General features: G+C 66.3%; 13 protein-coding genes and 1 pseudogene. 9 read left to right on the forward strand and 5 right to left on the reverse strand.

The window, feature by feature from the left end:
* Positions 1 to 281: 281 nt before the first annotated feature.
* The 4 genes from Tchl_RS12900 (at position 282) to tnpC (ending at position 3,440) form a co-directional block, all read left to right on the forward strand.
* A complete protein-coding gene (locus Tchl_RS12900; protein WP_075148762.1) occupies positions 282 to 971 on the forward strand; it encodes a TOTE conflict system archaeo-eukaryotic primase domain-containing protein in 690 nt (229 codons plus the stop codon).
* Between the two features lie 78 nt (positions 972 to 1,049).
* Positions 1,050 to 1,367, forward strand: coding sequence for an IS66 family insertion sequence element accessory protein TnpA (gene tnpA, locus Tchl_RS12905; RefSeq protein ID WP_075148763.1), 318 nt, complete (start codon positions 1,050 to 1,052; stop codon positions 1,365 to 1,367).
* Positions 1,367 to 1,726 (forward strand): IS66 family insertion sequence element accessory protein TnpB, encoded by a 360-nt coding sequence (gene tnpB / locus Tchl_RS12910; protein WP_083945234.1) that lies wholly within the window; start codon positions 1,367 to 1,369, stop codon positions 1,724 to 1,726. The genes tnpA and tnpB overlap by 1 nt, the downstream gene beginning before the upstream one ends.
* Positions 1,727 to 1,748: 22 nt before the next feature.
* Positions 1,749 to 3,440: an IS66 family transposase gene (gene tnpC / locus Tchl_RS12915; RefSeq protein ID WP_234997716.1), complete on the forward strand. Its 1,692-nt coding sequence runs from the start codon at positions 1,749 to 1,751 to the stop codon at positions 3,438 to 3,440.
* A gap of 2 nt (positions 3,441 to 3,442) precedes the next feature.
* Here tnpC and Tchl_RS12920 read toward each other — a convergent pair whose 3' ends face one another.
* Genes Tchl_RS12920 through Tchl_RS12930 form a run of 3 tightly spaced genes read right to left on the reverse strand, consistent with a single transcriptional unit; the run spans position 3,443 to position 6,650 of the window.
* Positions 3,443 to 4,456: a site-specific integrase gene (locus Tchl_RS12920; protein ID WP_075148764.1), complete on the reverse strand. Its 1,014-nt coding sequence runs from the start codon at positions 4,454 to 4,456 to the stop codon at positions 3,443 to 3,445.
* Entirely contained in the window at positions 4,453 to 5,400 is a 948-nt protein-coding gene (locus tag Tchl_RS12925; RefSeq protein WP_075149724.1) for a tyrosine-type recombinase/integrase, read from the reverse strand. Before Tchl_RS12925 ends, Tchl_RS12920 begins: the two co-directional genes overlap by 4 nt.
* Entirely contained in the window at positions 5,397 to 6,650 is a 1,254-nt protein-coding gene (locus Tchl_RS12930) for a site-specific integrase (protein WP_075148765.1), read from the reverse strand. The genes Tchl_RS12925 and Tchl_RS12930 overlap by 4 nt, the downstream gene beginning before the upstream one ends.
* Before the next feature lie 177 nt (positions 6,651 to 6,827).
* Here Tchl_RS12930 and Tchl_RS12935 point away from each other — a divergent pair.
* The 5 genes and pseudogenes from Tchl_RS12935 to Tchl_RS12955 form a co-directional block, all read left to right on the forward strand.
* A pseudogene (locus tag Tchl_RS12935) lies at positions 6,828 to 7,034 on the forward strand (transposase domain-containing protein); the annotation flags it as partial.
* A gap of 222 nt (positions 7,035 to 7,256) precedes the next feature.
* Positions 7,257 to 9,137, forward strand: a complete 1,881-nt coding sequence (locus Tchl_RS12940; RefSeq protein ID WP_198158954.1) for a DEAD/DEAH box helicase — start codon at positions 7,257 to 7,259, stop codon at positions 9,135 to 9,137.
* Entirely contained in the window at positions 9,124 to 9,321 is a 198-nt protein-coding gene (locus Tchl_RS12945; RefSeq protein WP_269745422.1) for a type II toxin-antitoxin system RelE/ParE family toxin, read from the forward strand. The genes Tchl_RS12940 and Tchl_RS12945 overlap by 14 nt, the downstream gene beginning before the upstream one ends.
* A gap of 9 nt (positions 9,322 to 9,330) precedes the next feature.
* Entirely contained in the window at positions 9,331 to 9,636 is a 306-nt protein-coding gene (locus tag Tchl_RS12950) for a HigA family addiction module antitoxin (protein ID WP_075148768.1), read from the forward strand.
* A 595-nt stretch (positions 9,637 to 10,231) separates the two neighbouring features.
* On the forward strand, positions 10,232 to 12,685 hold the full coding sequence (locus Tchl_RS12955; protein WP_075148769.1) for a DEAD/DEAH box helicase: 2,454 nt from the start codon (positions 10,232 to 10,234) through the stop codon (positions 12,683 to 12,685).
* 73 nt (positions 12,686 to 12,758) lie between these two features.
* Here Tchl_RS12955 and Tchl_RS12960 read toward each other — a convergent pair whose 3' ends face one another.
* Entirely contained in the window at positions 12,759 to 13,943 is a 1,185-nt protein-coding gene (locus tag Tchl_RS12960) for a TIGR02679 family protein (RefSeq protein ID WP_232311588.1), read from the reverse strand.
* Positions 13,944 to 13,945: 2 nt separating this feature from the next.
* Positions 13,946 to 18,106 carry a TIGR02680 family protein gene (locus Tchl_RS12965; protein WP_075148771.1) on the reverse strand — a complete coding sequence of 1,387 codons (4,161 nt, stop codon included), beginning with the start codon at positions 18,104 to 18,106 and terminating at the stop codon, positions 13,946 to 13,948.
* Positions 18,107 to 18,160 lie beyond the last annotated feature (54 nt).

Consider the following 18,160-nt stretch of genomic DNA (forward strand, 5'->3'; position numbering starts at 1 on the left):
TTTGAAAATAAACAGCATTTTCACTACGTCCCGACAGTCTGCAGGTTGTCAAGGTCCGTCTTTTTGACGGTAAATCTGACGGCAAAGTCTGCCTTTGCCGCGCAGGAACCGGTTCGAGTCGTTCCCGGCTCGATGTCCGGTTACGCCATATTCACTGCGCAGTAAATATGTCCATGAGGCCACATCCTTTCCAGGATCGCCCCATTTGCTGAACAGTAATGCGCCAGTGGGGGCTTCATTCTTGGATCTGAAACAACATCCTGCAGTCCGAGTCGCAGCCAATGGATTTCGGCCTTGTCGATCGAACTTCGTCGCCTGAGACGAAGATCGCGCTGTTCCGGTCGCTGTTCCGCGGCCGCGAGGATGTGTACGCGCGGCGATTCGAGAGCCGGAGTACGGGCAAGTCCGGGTACGCTCCGGCCTGCGCCAATGAGTGGGTGCGCGGGGTCTGCGAGAAGCCGCGCATCAAGTGCGCCGCGTGTCCTCATCGCCGACTCCTTCCGCTGACCGACGATGTCATCCGCTGGCACCTGTCCGGCTGCGACCCTGCGGGCGAGCCCTTCGTCGCGGGTGTCTATCCGCTGTTCCCGGACGAAACCTGCGCCTTCCTCGCCGTCGATTTCGACAAGGCCGATTGGTGCGAGGATGTGAAGGCCTTTCTCGAAATCTGTCGTCGCGTGCACCTGCCGGCCGCGCTCGAGCGCTCCCGGTCCGGCCGGGGTGGACATCTCTGGCTGTTCTTCGAAGAAGCCCTTCCCGCGGCGCTGGCCCGACGACTCGGGTCCTGCCTGTTGACGGAAACGATGGAACGCCGCCCGGACGTCGGACTGGATTCCTACGACCGCCTGTTCCCGAATCAAGACATCCTGCCGCAAGGCGGATTCGGCAACCTGATCGCCCTGCCGTTGCAGAAGGGACCGCGCGAACAGGGCAACAGCGTCTTTGTCGATGACCTTCTCGAGCCTTGGTAAGCGCTCCACGAACCCCATCCTTACGTAGCCCCGGGTGAGTCCGCATGCTTCGGCTTCCGTTTTCCAGGGAGCACGAGCATGTCGGAGCGCAGCACGTTTTGGTTGTCGCACCTGTCGGCGATCGAGGCCGAGGGCATCACCACGAAGGCCTACGCCGAACGCGAAGGCCTGTCGCCGCAGGCGCTCTACCAATGGCGCAAGCGCCTGGTGGCCGGCGGACGGCCCAGCCGCGCCAAGCTTAGTGGATTCGTCCCGATCCAGATCGAACCTTCAGTGACGGCCCGCGCGGGCTGCACGGTGGTGATCGACGCGCAGCTGCGGGTCGAGTGCGCGACGTTGCCTGGCGTCGACTGGCTGGCCGCACTGTCGGCGGCGCTTGCCGAGCGGGGGCACTGATGCACCCGGGGCACAGCATCGGCGCGGTGTTTCTGTACCGGCCAGCGATTGACTTCCGCAAATCCATCGGCGGGCTGTCGGCGCTGGTCGAGCAGGAACTGGGGCTGAACCCGTTCGGCGAAGCGCTGTACCTGTTCATCAACCGCCGCCGCGACAAGCTCAAGGCGCTGTACTGGCACCGCAACGGCTTCTGCCTCTGGTACAAGCGGCTCGAAGCCGAGCGCTTCGCCTGGCCGGCGGCCGAGGCGAGCTCGCCCACCTGCACGCTGACGATGAAGGAGCTCGAGTGGCTGCTCGAAGGCTTCGATTTGTGGGCAGCAAAGCCACATAAAACGCTGCATTACCAATCAGTTACGTAGCGTGATCGGGTATAATTTCGGCATGCCACAGCGTACCGCCGCCCCTCGTTCGAATGCCACTGTCGGCGTGTGCGCGTCTGTCCTTCCCGCGCAGTTGCCCGACGATCCGGCGGTGCTCAAAGCCTTGTTGCTGGCACAGCAGCGTGCCTTCGAGACGCAACTCGCCGCCCAACTTACGGCCCAGTTCGAGACGCTTCGACTCGCGCAGGAAGCCACCATCAAGGCGCACGAGGCCGACCTCCAGAAAGTCGTCCATACCCGCGAAGTCGAACTCCAGAAAGCGTTCGATGCGCGTGAGATCGAGCTTCAGAAAGCGTTCGATGCCCGCGAGGCCGAACTGCAAAAAGCCTTCGAGGCCCGCATCCTCGAGCTCTACGAGCAGTTGCGCCTGGCGCGTCGGCGCATGTTCGGGCCCAGCAGCGAATCGCACGCGGGCCAGGGCTGGCTCTTCGACGAGGCCGAAGCGCTGGCCGCATCCGCGCCCGAGGCGGGCGACACCGCGACCTTGCCGCCGCCGGCCACCGAGCCGGCTGGCCAGACGCTCGCCGACACCGGCAAGAAGAAGGCGCGCGGCAAGCGCAAGCCCTTGCCGATCGAGCTGCCGCGCATCGACGTCGTCCACGACGTCCCCGAGGCCGAGCGCACCTGCGCCTGCGGCACGCCCATGGTCGAGATCGGCCAGGACGTCAGCGAACAGCTCGATATCGTGCCGATGCAGGTGCGTGTGCTGCGCCACATCAAGAAGCGCTACGGTTGCCCCAAGGGCGATCAGGCGCCGGTCAGCGCCCGCGCCCCGGCGCAGGTGCTGCCCAAGAGCAACGCGAGCAACGACCTGCTGGCGATGCTGCTCGTCACCAAGTACGTCGATGGGCTGCCGCTGGCGCGTTTCGAGTACGTGCTCGCCCGCGCAGGCGTGCTCGTGCCGCGCCAGACCCTGGCGCGCTGGGTGATCGGCACCGCGCAGGCGCTGCAGCCGATCGCCAACCTGATGCGCGACGTGCTGCTCGGGCATGACGTCATCCACATGGACGAAACCCCGGTCCAGGTGCTCAAGGAGCCTGGCCGGGCGGCGACCAGCAAGAGCCAGATGTGGGTCCAGCGCGGTGGCCCGCCGGGTAGGCCGGTGATTCTCTTCGAGTACGATCCGAGCCGCGCGCAGGCGGTGCCCTTGCGCCTGCTCGAAGGCTGGAAGGGGCATCTGATGGCCGACGGGCTCGAGAGCTACGGCGCAATTGCCTTCACCGAAGGGGTGACCCGGCTCGGTTGCTGGGTCCATGCACGCCGCCGTTTCGTCGACGCCGGCAAGGTGCTGCCCGAGGGCAAGCGCGGTCGTGCCCACGAAGCGCTGGCCCTGATCGGCAAGCTCTACGCCATCGAGAAGGAGGCGCGCGAACTGAGCGACGTCGAGCGTCTGGCGCTACGCCAGAGCCGAAGCCGTGCCGTCATCGGTGAGCTTCGCGGTTGGCTCGATCAGGTGCTCCCCACCGTGCCGCCCACCTCGGTGCTCGGCGGTGCCCTGGGCTACCTGCATCGGCAGTGGCCGCGACTGACGCGCTACCTCGAACGGGGCGATCTGCCGATCGACAACAACCCCGCCGAAAACGCCATCCGCCCCTTCGTCGTTGGGAGGAATTATGCGCGGTCGTCGATTATGCAAGCCCTTCGGCCTCGAGTGCTGTCCTCTACGGAGGGTCGCGTGCTCTGCTTTGCATAATTTCAGAGGCTTTCGAGGAACTTGAGGACGGCGTCAGTCGGACGATAGCGTTGGCGTTTCCCCGCCCCGGGCGGCGCGATGGTGGCCAGCGCACGCTCCTTCATGGCGAGATCGGCCTCGACGTATCCGTGAGTCGTGACTGGGCTTTCGTGCCCCAGCCACAGGGCGATGACAGTGAGATCGACGCCAGCCTGTAGCAAGTGCATTGCGGTCGTATGGCGCAATGTGTGTGGCGAGATGCGGCGACCTTGTAGTTGAGGACATCGTTCTGTCGCTTCACTGACCGCGAGGGCAAGCCGTTCAGCCACATTCGTGCGTGTCATCGGCAGGCCCTTGCGGGTCGGTACGAGTGGGTGCTCGGCCTTCAGATCCGCATACGCCAACCAACGTCGGATTTCGGCAGCTGTCTCTTTCCAGAGTGGGACGGTTCGTTGCTTGCGGCCTTTGCCATGCAGGCGCACCGATGAAGTGGTTGCGAGGGTGACGTCGGCGACCCGGATGCCGATCATTTCGGAGACGCGGGCGCCGGTGTTGTAGAGCAGCGTGAGCATCATCCGATCGCGCAGACCGCACCAGGTCGTGATGTCTGGCGCAGCGAGGAGCGCTTGAACCTCGTCGCGGGAGAGAAACCCGAGGAGGGGTTTCTCGAAACGCTTCATTGGGATCGCCAGGATCTGCTGCATGAGCTGCAAGGCTGGTGGGCATTGCAGCGCGACGTAATGGGCAAAGGCGCGAACGGCGGCCAACCGTGCATTGCGGCTGCGCACCGTATTACGACGCTCCGTTTCCAGATAGGTCAGAAAGTCGAGGGTCAGCGTCGAATCGAAGTCGTTCAGCGTTAGCTTCGCCGGCGGCGTTCCCCTTTCTCTTTCGGCATAGCCGAACAGCAACCGGAAGGTGTCGCGGTAGGCGGCAATCGTTCGCGGGCTGGCATTCTTCTGCTGTAACAACCGTTCGGCAAAGAACCGCTGGAGCAAGGAGGCGAATTCGGCGGGGTCGGTGAGCAAGGCGTTCATTGCGGTGCTCCCTCTGCGTAACGCTCGAAACGTTCAGCGGCGATGGCCATCAGTTCGGGAATGCCAGTGAAGTACCAGTAGGTATCGCTGACCTTCGCATGACCGATGTAGGTAGAGAGTGCCAGGACCGCTCGATCGACATCGATGCCTTGCTGGTAGAAGCGCAGCGTGGCACGCACGACGAAGGTGTGCCGCAAGTCGTGCAGTCGATGATGGGGATAGTCGCCACGAGGCTGCCAACCCAGTTGCCGGCACAGCGTCTGCAGTGCGTAGCGGATGGCTGCCTGATTGACCGCGTGGCCGTCGTCGCGCACAAAGAACCGGTCGCACAGCGGCCTGGGGAAGTGCGCCTCACGCAAGCTGGCGTACGCACGCAGGGCCTCGCAGACACTGGGGTGGAGCGGTACCAGACGCTGTTGATGGAACTTCGCTTCCCGGACGTGAAGAACGCCCGTGTCGAGGTCGATGTCACTGCGGCTCAACGCCAACGCCTCGGAGATACGCAGACCGCAACTTGCAAGCAAGCCAAAGACACAGCGGGAGGTGGCTGGCCGCATCCCACCCGGTGGAGGCAGGCCCTTGGCCGCCTCGAGCAGTGCAATCAACTCCGCCTCGCTATAGATGTGAGGGACCAAGCGCCGATGAGCCGGACCGAAGAGCGATTGCGGCGGAATCTCGGTGCGCGGATCGAGTTGCAGGCAGTATCGCGCGAAGCCCCGCAGCACCTCGATTCGACGCCCCCAGCTGAGTGGACTGGGGCGGCGAGAACGCTGGGCCCATTCGATCGCAAGGGCCACGGTCAGGTACTCTGCCGTTCCGAGCCCGTCGGCAAAGCGGGCAAACGAGATGAGCTGGGTTTCATCGATACTGAGCGCGAACCCATGACGGCGCCGATAGGCCAGGTACGCCTCGACTCGCGAGATCCAGGACACGGCGGCACTCATGATGTGCACCCCGGCCACGGCATCGCCACGGCACGTAGGCCAACCAGATCGACGCGGGCGTAGACACGTGCCGTATCGAGACTTTGGTGGCGCAGCAGATCGGCAATCTCCTTGATGGAGGCTCCCGCGCGATGCAAACGGGTCGCGGCCGTGCGCCGAAGAACATGGGTATTGCAGAACCGATCGCGCAGACCGCAGCGAACGAAGGCGCGGTTCATCGCATTGCGGATCGCCGGCACACCCAGAGGTCTATCGAACGGTGCACGATGCCGTACGAATAGCGCGCGATTCTGACTCTGCGTCGGCCGCCCCTCGCGCAGGTAGCGCGCAATCGCTTCACCGGTGACTGCGGGTAGCGGCAACTGCTGCACGCGTTTGCTCTTGGTGCCGCTGATCGTCAGCGTTGCCTGGCGCCAGTCCAAGGACTCCAGAGTGAGGTAGGTCACCTCCTGTCCGCGTAGCCCCAGATCAAGCAGGCAGCGCGCAATTGCGTAGTCGCGCAATCCGACTGGATCAGTGAGATCGAACGTGGCCAGGAAGGCTTCAAGTTCGGCGTCCGACAGGACTTTGGGCAAGGTGGTGCGTTGCCAATCCGCGACTCTTGGCAAGGCTGCAGCCAGCCCGGCGGTCGAGTCACCGAGCAGAGCCCGATAACGAAAGTAGCTGCGAAGGCTGTTGCATGCCGTCCGCAGCGATGCCGGCTGCAAGTGCGTGCTGAGTTCCGCGAAGAACTCATCCAACTGCACGCTGGCAATCTGCGACACCGTCGCTGCCCGGCTTCCGAACGCCCGAACCAGAAAGCAACCGACGATGTGTAGGCGTCGGTCGCAGGTGACGGGCGCGAGGCCGCAGGTGCTCGAGAGATACTGACCAAAGCGCTCCAGTTCAACCGTCACTGGATCTGTGAGCACAGCGGGCTGACTGGCCGGCAACAGCTTCAGGAGGTGGCGTAGCGCTGCCCCAGAACTCGCAACCGAGGCATAGCAGGGGACTGGACAGACACAGGTCGGCAGGTGATCGCGCAAGAAGCGCTCGACGAGCGACACAGCCTCCGGTGCCGACCATGCGATCGCGTCGCACGCCATCCAATGACAGAAATGGGCGAGGCAGCCGACGTAGCCGCGAATGGTGCGCTCGCCGTAGCGCTGGCCGCGCAGCGCTACGATGTACGGGTCAATGAGGTGACCGAGCGGGCCAGCGTCCAGCCAGTCGCGGCGAACCAGGGTCGCCAGGCACGGATCAGTGGGCATGATGTGCTCCTGTGGTGTTTGGGAACCACAGAGAACACGATCTTTTATGGCAAGTCGAAATGCGCCAGACAGCCCTACAAGCCCAGCCTATGTCAGGCGCAGACGGTATCTACAACCGAACCTTGCATAATCGAGGGCCGCGCATAATTCCTCTTATGCAAAGGTTGGCATAACATCAAGGCTTGGCTCTTCTCGGACACCCAGGCCGGCGCGCGTGCCAGCGTGCTCATCTACTCCCTGATCGAGACCGCCAAAGCCAACAACGTCGAGCCGTATCTGTGGCTGCGCCACGTGCTGCGCGCCTTGCCCACCGCCACCACCGTCGAACACTTCGAGGCCCTCCTGCCCTGGAATCTCAAGGCTGAGGAGTTGATCACAGCGTAGCGAGACGGGGAAGAATGGGGTTCGTGGAGCGCTTACGAGCCTTGGGCGGACCAGTGGGCGTTTCTTGCCAGCGCGCGGAGGATCGGCCGGGCTCAAGTCGAAGGCATAGTCCAGGACGCGGAGCGCCGCGGCCGCGTCCTCGGTGCGCGTCTACCGCCACCGGACGACGAAGAAGCACCGTGGACAGCACCGCCATCGCGCCGTAGCAGGGAAGCGCCGATCGTGGGTGAGCTACCGGAGGTGCTGGAGCTGGTGCTCGGCAATCAGATCTACATCGCCAAGGAAGGGCTGCATCCGGCGCTCCGGAACCGGCTGCTTCGCCTGGCGGCGTTTCAGAATCCGGAGTTCTACAAAGCGCAGGCCATGCGCCTGTCCACCTACGGCAAGCCGCGCGTCATCGCCTGTGCCGAAGATCATCCGCATCACATCGGTTTGCCGCGAGGCTGTCTCGACGATGTCTGCGCGACGCTGACCGATCTGCGCATTCGAATTGCCATGCGCGACGAGCGCCACGCGGGACGGCCTCTGCAGGTCCGCTTCGAGGGCGAGCTCCGACCCGAGCAAGAGACGGCAGCAGAGGCGCTGCTGGCGCACGACACCGGCGTGCTGGCCGCTACGACAGCGTTCGGAAAAACCGTGGTCGCGGCCTGGCTCATCGCAAGACGCAGCGTCAACACGCTCGTGCTCGTGCATCGACGGCAACTGCTCGACCAGTGGATCGAACGGCTCTCGACGTTCCTCGGCGTGCCGGCGAAGGCGATCGGCCGCATTGGCGGGGGACGAAGCCGACCGAACGGGCAGATCGACGTGGCCATCATTCAGAGCCTCGTCAGGGAAGGTGTCGTCGACGATCGCGTGGGCGAGTATGGCCACGTGATCATCGACGAGTGCCATCACCTGTCGGCGCCGGGCTTCGAGCAGGTGGCGCGCCAGGTCAAGGCGCGATATGTCCTGGGGTTGTCGGCGACCGTTGCCCGCAAGGACGGCCACCATCCGATCATCTTCATGCAATGCGGGCCGGTTCGCCATCGCGTGGATGCGAAAACGCAGGCGGCGAGGCGGCCGTTCGACCATTTCGTCATCGTGCAACCGACGGCATTCCAGCCAACCAGGGAAGCCGTCCCCGACAAGCGCGTCGAGTTCCAGTCCCTGTACCAGCAACTGATCGATGACGAGCGCCGCAGCCGTCGCATCTGCGAGGACGTCACCGAGTCGGTGCGCGGCGGCCGCTCGCCCCTCGTGCTGACGGAGCGCAACGATCACCTCGAACGCCTCGAGCAGGGCCTCGCGCCGAGCATCCCTCATCTGGTGGCGCTGCGTGCGGGGATGGGAAGGAAGCAGCGGCAAGCGATCGCCGACCGGCTGGCGGCCATTCCACCCGAGGAGGGCAGGGTCATCCTGGCAACGGGAAAATACGTGGGGGAAGGATTCGACGATCCGCGCCTGGACACGTTGTTTCTGACGCTTCCGGTGTCATGGCGCGGCACCGTCGCCCAGTATGCCGGCCGGCTGCACCGGCTTTACGACGGCAAGCGCGAGGTGCGCATCTACGACTACGCAGATCTCCACGTACCCATGCTGGCGCGGATGTTCGACCGGCGTTGCCGCTGCTACGAGGCGATCGGCTACACGGTTCGCTTGCCGGCGAGCGCCATCCTGGGATGGCCTGCCGATGTGCCGCTTCCTTCCGATCCGCTCTGGAAACGCGACTACTCGGGCAGCGTAAAGAGGCTCGTCCGCGACGGCGTCGACTTTCCGCTGGCAAGCCTGTTTCTCCACGCGGCGCGGACGGTGCCTTCGGAAGCCGAGGGAGCAGACCGGGCGCGCAGTGCATCCGAAGCGTTTCTCTACCGGCGCCTGGAAACCCTGCCCGAAACCAAGGGACGTTTCCGTCTCAACGTTCCGCTGCCGATCGCGTTCGATCTAAACCTGGATTGGCTGAAGGACAGGCCGCAGGAGGTCAGATTGTTCCGCTTGACAGGTTCTGTAACACGGAACATTATTGTGCATGATCCACTCGTTCGCATGTCCCGACACCGAGGCACTTTTCCACAGCCAAGTGGTGGCCCGGTTCAAGAACATCGAGCGGGTGGCGAGGCGTAAGCTGCTCCAACTGCATGCGGCCACCGAACTGGCGAGCTTGAGGATTCCTCCGGGCAACCAGCTCGAAGCCCTCAAGGGCGACCGCAAGGGGCAGCACAGCATCCGGATCAACGATCAGTGGCGCGTGTGCTTCGTCTGGCGCAAGGACGGCGCGCACCAGGTCGAGATCGTGGACTACCACTAGGAGCGGAACATGGCGAAATTGCTTGACGAAATCCACCCCGGCGAAATCCTGCTGGAGGAATTCATGAAGCCGATGGGCATCACGGCCCGTCAGCTTGCGGCCGACATCGACGTTTCTCCGAGCCGGATCAGCGAGCTTGTCCACGGCCGCCGGCCGATCACGGCCAACACCGCTCTGCGCCTCGGCTTGTACTTTGGCATGGAGCCGCGATTCTGGATGAACCTCCAGGCGGAGTACGACGTGCGGATCGCGGTGCGTGAGCTTCGAGACAAGATCATGCCGCGCATCCGGGTTTTCCACCCCGCCGCAGCGTGAGTCACCATTGTGCCGATGCCGCAGAGACCGTCGATGCAGTTCGATGCCACGAGCCGTTCAGTCCTCGGCCTTTGTCAGTTGGAACTTTCCTTTCCTGGTCGCAAGCGGGCCTTTACTTCGACGGCAGAAATGACGGTAGACGATTGGATGGGTGAGCGAGAAGCCAGATTTCACGCGGGTTTCGGGCCCTCGGAAATGATCGAGTGGGAGTAGAAGTAGAGCAAATTTATTATAAATCAATTGCTTGTGTTTGTTTTTGAATGATTCCTGCGTAATCATCAACAAGCAAGGTTTATATGGAAAGTCCCGCTCAGAAGAAGTAACGGTACCGGCATCGGTAGCGAAGTCCACTTTGGTAAGGCACCCGCTGAGAGTAACCGTGGTGCCGCCATTGGTGGCGAACCAGCACCTCTCTGGTATGACGTTTGCTCACATGCTGCAGAGGTGCTCGCGAGCGCCATGTCCGGAAAACATCTACACATTCCGGACATGCTGCTGCCATTCAAATGATCGGCCGTAGTTGATTCCCCGCGCGGCTTCGGCGGGCAGCTGTTAGCGGTTTGGCCGGACACGTTGCTGAAAGAGGTCGTCGCGCATGAACAAATCGAGAAAGCCGGGCGGCACCAGAACAACCCCACCCAAGGAACCGAAACTTTCCCGGACTCAGCTCCCGCCGGAAATCTCCGCCATTGAATGGCAGCAGCGGCTGCGCCGCCAGTTTGGCCGCGAGCAGGGATTCGGACTGGAGAATATCGGCGCGGAGCCGTTCTTTTCCGAGTTCCGCGTCAGCAACCCGCAGTCGAAGAGCAGCTATCGCGTAGCGATTCGCGGCAAACTGCCCGGCGACAACTATTGCGCCTGCCCGGACTATGCGACCAACGAGCTGGGCACGTGCAAGCACATCGAGTTCGTGCTCGCGAAACTCGAGAAGAAACGCGGCGCCAAAGCGGCCTTCGCGCGCGGCTACCAGCCGCCGTTCTCGGAGTTGTACCTGCGCAACGACGGTGGACGCGCGATCCATTTTCGCTCCGGCACGGATTGCCCGCCGGCCATCTCGAAGGCGGCCGGGCGGTTGTTCGACATGGTGCGCGACGGGATGCTGCCGCCGGAAAAGTTTGGTGCGCTGGAGCGTTTCGTCGCCGCCGTGGCCAAGAGCGGCCACGAGCTGCGCGCCTATGATGATGCCCTCGATTTCATCGCCGGCCGGCGCGATGCCGAGCGGCGCGGGAAGGCATTGGACGAACTCTTTCGCGACGGCAGCGACGATCCGCAGCTGAACAAGCTGCTCAAGGTGCCGCTCTACCCGTACCAGGCCGAAGGCGCCTTGTTCGCGGTGCGGGCGGGCAGGGCTCTGATCGGTGACGAGATGGGCCTGGGCAAGACCATCCAGGCGATCGCCGCGGCCGAGATTCTGGCGCGGCATTTCGGCGTGTCGAAGGTGCTGGTGATCTGCCCGACCTCGCTCAAGTACCAGTGGCAAAGCGAGATCGCGCGCTTTGCCGGGCGCGATTCACGGGTCATATCGGGCGGGCGCGCGCAGCGACAGAAGGACTATGCGCTGGACGAGTTCTGCAAGATCACCAACTATGAAAAGCTTCAGCCCGACCTCGATCTGATCGCCGCCTGGGGGCCGGAGCTGGTGATCGTCGACGAGGCGCAGCGGGTCAAGAACTGGAACACCATCGCCGCCCGCGCGCTGAAGCGCATCGACAGCCCCTACGCCGTGGTGCTCACCGGCACGCCGCTGGAAAACAAGCTGGAGGAACTCATCTCCATCGTCCAGTTTGTCGACCAGCACCGCCTGGGGCCGACCTGGAAGCTGCTGCACGAGCATCAGGTCAAGGACGAAGGCGGGCGTGTCACCGGCTATACCGGGCTGGACAAGATCGGCCAGACGCTGGCGCCGATCATGATCCGCCGCCGTAAATCCGAAGTCCTGATGCAGCTGCCGGAGCGCACCGATCAGAATCTGCTGGTGCCGATGACGGAAGCGCAGATGGTCTACCACCAGGAAAACGCCGACGTCGTGACCAAAATCGTGCAGCGCTGGCGCAAGACGAAGTTCCTCTCCGACAAGGACCAGCGACGGCTGACCTGCGCCTTGCAGAACATGCGCATGGCGTGCAACAGCACCTACCTGCTCGACCAGGAGAGCGACCACGGCGTCAAGGCGGATGAACTGGCGGCGCTGTTCGACGGCCTGTTCGAGCAATCCGGGGCCAAGGCGGTGGTGTTCAGCCAGTGGACGCGGACCCACGACATCGTGATCCGCCGGCTCGAAGCACGTGGGCTGGGCTATGTCAGCTTCCACGGCGGGGTGCCCTCGGAGAAGCGGCTGGCGCTGGTGGAGCGTTTCCGCGACGATCCCGCGTGCCGGGTGTTCCTCTCCACCGACGCCGGCGCCACCGGGCTCAACCTGCAACACGCCTCGATCCTGGTGAACATGGATCTGCCGTGGAATCCGGCGCTGCTCGAGCAGCGCATCGCGCGGATCCACCGGATGGGCCAGAAACGGCCGGTGCAGATCATCAATTTCGTCGCCAAGGGCACGATCGAGGAGGGCATGCTGTCGGTGCTGGCCTTCAAGCGCTCGCTGGCGGCGGGCATCCTCGACGGCGGCACAGGCGAGGTCGCGCTGGGCGGCTCGCGTCTGAACCGCTTCATGAAGGAGGTCGAGAACGTCACCGGCCATGTGGGCGAGGGCGAGGCCATGACGCCGGCCGAAGAGGTGGTGGGGGCGGGTGCGGCGGTTCCGGCGGAGTCCGAGGTGGTGATCGCAGGCGAAGTGGAGACAGGCGTCGGCGCTGACGGGACGGCGCCGCCGCAAATGGACGCCGATCCCTGGCGGGCTTTGGCGCAACTTGGCACGCAATTGGTTTCCGCATTGGTGGCGGCGAACGCCCCGGCCGCATCGGCGCATCCGTGGATCGAGCGGGATCCGGCGACCGGCGTGCGCAATCTCAAGCTGCCGCTACCGCCACCCGAAACGGCACGACGACTGGCCGATGCGTTTTCGGTGCTGGCGGACGCGTTGCGGGGGAAGGGGTGAGTGAGGTCGACGAACTGGACACCCCGGAAAGTCGGCTGCTCTCCATGGATCAAGCCGGCGTGTATCGGCTTGATCAGGTGCGCAGGTCATCGAGCAGCACGTCGGCGAGCCCTTCTTCTTCGATCGCCAGCCGTTCTGCGAGCATCGCGCCGGCGAGGGTGTCGTCCCACAGCGCGCTGACGGCGGCATCGTCGAGGGGGCGACCCGGACGCGGTGCGCCGATGACGGCGGCGCGATAGTCGGCTGTCGAGAAGCGCCACGGCCGGGCGTCGTGCTCACGGACCATCTGGTTGCCAATGCGCAGGCCCGGCCAGTCGAAGTCGCCATGGTATTGCAGCATCGCTCCGGCGGCACGCAATTGGGTGAGCAGGACGCGCTGGGCTGCGGCCGGCATGCCGTCGGTGCACACCAGCGGTGCACAGTTCGGCCCCAGCTGGTCGGCGGCGATCGCGAGCAGGTTCGGGTTCTCGCACACGAAGACCGGGCGGCCCACGACGGCCCAGGCCGGCGGCGATCGTACCAGGCTGCGTAGCGAGAAATAGGCCGGTTCGCCCGGTTCGGCCCCCGTCGGCCCGGGAAGGTTGAGGGTCAGCGCAGGCCGCGCCAGCTCATTAACCAGCACGCCGGCCGCGGCCCAGAGGTCCCGTACCCGGTCGGCGTCATCGTCAGGCGCGGCCCCATGGCGCAGGGCCGAGAGGACCAGCGTGGCGACCGGGCTGCCGCTGTCGAGCGCGTGCGCATCACCGAGCGTGGCCACGGCCAGTTGCGCGCGCGGGATGCCTGCTGCGGGCAGCCGTCGCAGCACCCGATCGGCGTCGCGCATGAGGCGAGTGCCGGCCTCGGGCCGGCTGCCACACAAGCGCTTCAAAAGCCCGAGCCCGGCGGATGTCTGAAGCGCCGAACGCAGGCCGGGGTGTTCGCACTCTTCGACCAGCTGTTGCCATTGCGAGCGAATCTGCAGGCGTTGGGCGGTCGTGTCGATGATTGGTCCGTCGAACTGCTCGAGCGCATCGCGCAAGGACGAGGCAAGACCCGCCCGGGTGAGGGCTGCGTCGATCTCTGCCACGTCGATCTGCATCGACCGCACGTGGCGCGCCGGTCGGCCGGAGAGCGCCGCGAGGGCGGCATGCTCGGCTTCGTTCAGCGAGCCCAGACGTAGAACGTCGGCCGGTGCGCCGCGCTCATAGCGTTGGCGCAGCCGCTTGCGCAGCCCAGCCAGGGCTTCGCCGCCCAGCAGTCGTTGCAGGCGGGCATCCATCGTCATTCAGGTGGAAAGCGTCGATCCGGGTCGTCCTCGTGCCGGCGCGCCCGGCCATCCCAGGTCCAGCGCGACACATGCACCGCGTCAATGCTCTCGCGCCGCTGCAACTGGCAGATCGCGACGCCGGGCAGCTCGGCATAACAGGCCCATTCACGCTCGCTGGTGATGACGAAATCGAGGTCGAACTCGCGGATCAGGCCCATGCAATGGGCGCGGGCGGCATCGTCAATGCCCGCAAAGGCTTCGTCGAGCAGCACCAGGCGGGGCGCAAAGGCGTAGCTGGCCTGGCTGTAGAAGCTCGACACGGCGGCGAAGAGCGGCACCGTCAGGCCGAGCGCGCGTTCGCCGCTCGAGGCCGGGCCGGAGAGCGGACGCCACTGCCCGTCCTGCCAGCGCTGGACGCGGAAGCGATGCCAGCGCCGGTAGTCGAGCGCCTGGGCGAGTTGCTCGAGCAGGCTGCCGCCGACCGCGTCGGCCTTCAGGCGTTCGGCGGCGATGCGCTGGTGCAGCATCTCGCCGACCACCCGCCGGTCCTCGGCCGACCACAGGTCGGTGCTGGTGTTGAGCAGGCGCTTGCGGGCGGCCTCCAGGCCCACCGGTGCACCTTCGCCGCCCTCGGGTAGCGGTTGCCACAAGAGGCGGAACTTGACCCCGGTGGACGTCGGGCGCCTGGAGAGCTCCTTGTTGATCGCATCGACCTGCCGCTCGGCTGCCTGCAGGAGCCGCTGGATCTCGGCGGCGATCTCGGCCTGGAGGTGGTTCTCGAGCAGGGTGCGCTCGCGCGCGGTCAACAGCTCGCGGCGCTGGGCGATCTCGGCAGCCAGTCGGGCAGTGAGCTGGTCGGGGCGCTCCGGACGGTTCTGGTAGATGACGCTGACGACCATGCCGTAGTCACTGGTGTCGGCCTGGGCCTGTTGGCCGAGCGCGGTCAGCGCGCGCCCGAGCTCGCCGTAGTCGTGCGAGATCTGGCTCTGGATGCGCGTCCAGGCTTCATCGTCGTCCACCACCTGTGCCAGGGCCTGCTCGGTGCGGCGGGCCAGCGTGAGCGCCGGCTCGATCGTCCACGGCGCACGCAGATCGGGCAGTTCGGCCTCGGGCAGCGCGGCGGAGAGCAGGCCGGTGGCGGCGAAGCCCTGCAGCTGGGTGATGGCGCGTTGGCGGGCCTCGGCGCGTTCCTGCAAGGTGGCGTCGGCGTCGAACACCTTCTGCTCGCCGCGGGCGCGTGCCTCGCCGGCGCTGCGCAGGGCTTCGCCTTCGGCCTTCAAGCGGCGCTCGCCGTCGCTCACGGCAGTGCGCGCCTCGCGCAGCCGCCGTTGCAGCTCATCGACCCGGGCGCCGATCGATTCGCGCAAGGTGGCGAGCCGCACCTGCGCCTCCTCGGCCTGCCGGCGGCGCTCGGCGAGCTGCTCGGCGCGCTGGCGTGCGTCGGCCTCGGTTTCCTGTGTGCGCTCTTGCTGGCGGGCCAGTTCGGTTGCCGCCAGGCGCAGTTCGTGCACGGCCTGGAAAAGCGCATGCAGGGTCTCGCCGAAGTGCAGCAGTGCGGCGCCGACGGCTTCCAGCGCCGCGGCATCGGTGGGCAGGCGCAGGTCGGCCGCGTCGGCTGCCAGCGCATCGCGGCGGCTTTGTAAGGCGTCGATGGCTGCGCGCAGCTGGCGGTCGGCTTCGTCGAGGCGGCTCTTCGCAGTCTGGAACTCGCGCTCGCGGGCGGCGGCGTCGGCGTGGGCGGCGCGCAGGCTCTCGTCGGACGGTGCACCCTGCCATTCGGTGGCCGCCCGCTCCTGCTGCCGCGCGAGCTCGGTCCGCGCGTCGGCGATCCGGCGTGATGCCTCGGCGATCTCGCGCAGCCGAAGGTCGATCTCGGCGAGCCGTCGCGCACGCGCGGCGGCGCGGGCGGCGTAGCCGATGTAGGTGGCCTGCGCCTTGCTCCAGCTCCCGGCCAGGGCGCCGAGGCGAAAGCGGCCGTCGGGTGCGATCCAGCCTTCGGCGCGGCTGTCGTCGTGCGCGGAGCAGGCGATGCCTTCGAGCAGGCGCGTCAGCAGCGCGGCGTCGATGGCGGGCGTGGCCGCGGCGGCGGATGGGGTGAGCCAAGCGGCGAGCGAGGCGCCCTGGCGTGGCCGTTCGATCCATTGGGTATCGTGCAGGGGCGAACCACCGTCGGCTGCCAGTAGGCGGCCATCGGGGGTGACCCAGGCGTCGAGGAGTCCCGCCGCCTCGAGCGCGGCTTCGAGGCCGGCACGTTGGACGGCGTCGACGTGCTCGCGAAAATCGACCAGCTGCCACAGCGGCGCACCGGCACGTTGCCGTCTGGCCTCGGCGTCGCGGGTGTGGGGCGGCGGCGGGGCGGCGTCTTCGCCCTGCGCGAGCCGCTCGTGCTCGGCGCGCAGCGTCGCCTGCTCGTCGTGCAGGATTTTCTGTGCGGCGAGATGCCCGGCGCGCTGCTGCGCCAGGTCGTCGGCGGCGCGCTGCTGGGCGGACGACAAGGCGGCACGGGCCGGGTTGTCACCTTGCAGGTTGGCGACCCACGAGGCCAGCGCGGGCAGCGGCGGCTCAGCCACCTGCAGCACCTGCAGGTTCGCGAAGTGCTGCTGCCAGGCCTCGACGACGTGGTTGCCTTCGGCCTCGACCGCGGCGTCGGCCGCGCTGCGGCGGGTGGCGGCGGCTTCGGCTTCGTCCAGTCGTTCGTCGCGGGCCTGTTGCCGGCTTGCGTGGGTGGCCTCGGCCTGCGCCACCTCGCGCACGCGGCGCTGTACCAGGGCGAGCTGTTCGCGTCGAATGAGCGTTGCCTGGCGCAGGTCCTTGCGGGCGGTGTCGAGGGGCAGGTCGCCGAGCGTCGCCAGCTCGGCGGCCGGGAGCGCCGCCAGCGGACTGACTCGCCACGGCTCGCCGATGCCGCTGGCCAGCGCCGCCGCGGCGACGCCCTCGCGTGCCGTGGCGAGCGACTCTTCGGCCTGTGAGCGGCGCGTGCCGCATTCGTCGAGCGCCCGCTGCTCGCGCGCGAGGCGGGCGGCCGCCTCGGCATTCATGCGCGTGGCGTCGGCGAGGTCGGCGGCCCGCGACTCGGCGTCGCGTTCGACCTGGGCGAGGCGATTCGCGTCCTTCATCGCCGGGTCGGACTGCAACTGGTCGAGCCGGGTGCGGGCGGCGAGCAAGGCGGCGTCGGCGGCATTGAGGCGGCCCTTCGCCTCCTCCGCGGCGTGCTGCGCGGCCTGCCAGGCAGTGCGGGCCTCGTTGAGGCTGCGGCTGGCGGTGTCATGGCCGCTCTGTGCGCTGCGCAGGCCACGGGCCTGCCGCCGCGCGTTGATCGCGGCGTAACGTTGGTAGCGCTGGGTGAACTGGCCGACGGCCTTCGCCAGCGCTTCGTAATCCTGCAGCTCGCGGCGGTACTCCTCGAGCTGGTTGAGCGCGTCGGCGACGTCGGTCAGCAGCTCGGCCGACAGCGGCGGCAGCGCCTCGGTCAGCGCGTCGGAGAGGTTGCCTTCGTCGGGTTTCTTGGACAGTTGCGGCTGGCGCAACTGGACCAGTGTGTCCATCAGGGCCGCATACCGCACGGTGCCGAGCTGGAACAGGCGCTCGTCGACCGCGCGGCGGTAGGCGGCGGTGTCGAAGACCTGGCCGTGCTCGTGCAATGCTTCTTTCAGTCGCTCGCGGGTGAGTACGTTGCGCGCCGAGCTGGTGAGCCACAGGTCTTCGCCGATGCGGCGCTTTTCGAGGACGAAGTACCACGCATCGACCTGCGCCCGCGCCGCCGCCGCCGAGAGCCCGCAGCCCAGCGTCAGATAGTCGGGCTCGCCATCGTCGGTGATGCGGCCGAACTCGATCCAGGCATAGCCGATGCGGCGGTCGAGCTTGCCGAGCAGCAGGTTCCACGCCATCTTCTTGCCGGCGTCGCCATCGGGTTCGATCCGCGAGGGCTTGAGCTGGGCATCGAACAGGAAGGGCAGGGTCAGCGACAGCACCTTGGACTTGCCGGTGCCGTTGTTGCCACGCAGCAGCAGGTGGCCATCACGGAACCAGAATTCCTCGCTGTCGTAGTGGAACAGCTCGACGAGGCCGAGGCGCAAGGGTTGCCAGCGGGCCAGCGTCGGCCGCGGCAGTGCAGGGCGAACGCCGGCCGTCGGGAGATCAGACGGGGTGTCGAGCAGGGTATCCAGTGTGTCCATGGGTCGGGTCTCAGTCCGGCGCCGGGCCGCCCCAAGCCGGACTGCGCCCCATCG

The sequence above is a fragment of the Thauera chlorobenzoica genome (genome assembly GCF_001922305.1).
Taxonomy (GTDB): Bacteria; Pseudomonadota; Gammaproteobacteria; order Burkholderiales; family Rhodocyclaceae; genus Thauera; species Thauera chlorobenzoica.

What these genes read in the sequence shown, in the direction of transcription:
- Tchl_RS12930 (WP_075148765.1), bottom strand. Translation starts at nt 6,650, where the DNA reads ATGCCCACTGATCCGTGCCTGGCGACCCTGGTTCGCCGCGACTGGCTG.
- Tchl_RS12900 (WP_075148762.1), top strand. Translation starts at nt 282, where the DNA reads ATGGATTTCGGCCTTGTCGATCGAACTTCGTCGCCTGAGACGAAGATC.
- Tchl_RS12965 (WP_075148771.1), bottom strand. Translation starts at nt 18,106, where the DNA reads ATGGACACACTGGATACCCTGCTCGACACCCCGTCTGATCTCCCGACG.
- Tchl_RS12920 (WP_075148764.1), bottom strand. Translation starts at nt 4,456, where the DNA reads ATGAACGCCTTGCTCACCGACCCCGCCGAATTCGCCTCCTTGCTCCAG.
- tnpA (WP_075148763.1), top strand. Translation starts at nt 1,050, where the DNA reads ATGTCGGAGCGCAGCACGTTTTGGTTGTCGCACCTGTCGGCGATCGAG.
- Tchl_RS12955 (WP_075148769.1), top strand. Translation starts at nt 10,232, where the DNA reads ATGAACAAATCGAGAAAGCCGGGCGGCACCAGAACAACCCCACCCAAG.
- tnpB (WP_083945234.1), top strand. Translation starts at nt 1,367, where the DNA reads ATGCACCCGGGGCACAGCATCGGCGCGGTGTTTCTGTACCGGCCAGCG.
- Tchl_RS12950 (WP_075148768.1), top strand. Translation starts at nt 9,331, where the DNA reads ATGGCGAAATTGCTTGACGAAATCCACCCCGGCGAAATCCTGCTGGAG.
- tnpC (WP_234997716.1), top strand. Translation starts at nt 1,749, where the DNA reads ATGCCACAGCGTACCGCCGCCCCTCGTTCGAATGCCACTGTCGGCGTG.
- Tchl_RS12925 (WP_075149724.1), bottom strand. Translation starts at nt 5,400, where the DNA reads ATGAGTGCCGCCGTGTCCTGGATCTCGCGAGTCGAGGCGTACCTGGCC.
- Tchl_RS12960 (WP_232311588.1), bottom strand. Translation starts at nt 13,943, where the DNA reads ATGGATGCCCGCCTGCAACGACTGCTGGGCGGCGAAGCCCTGGCTGGG.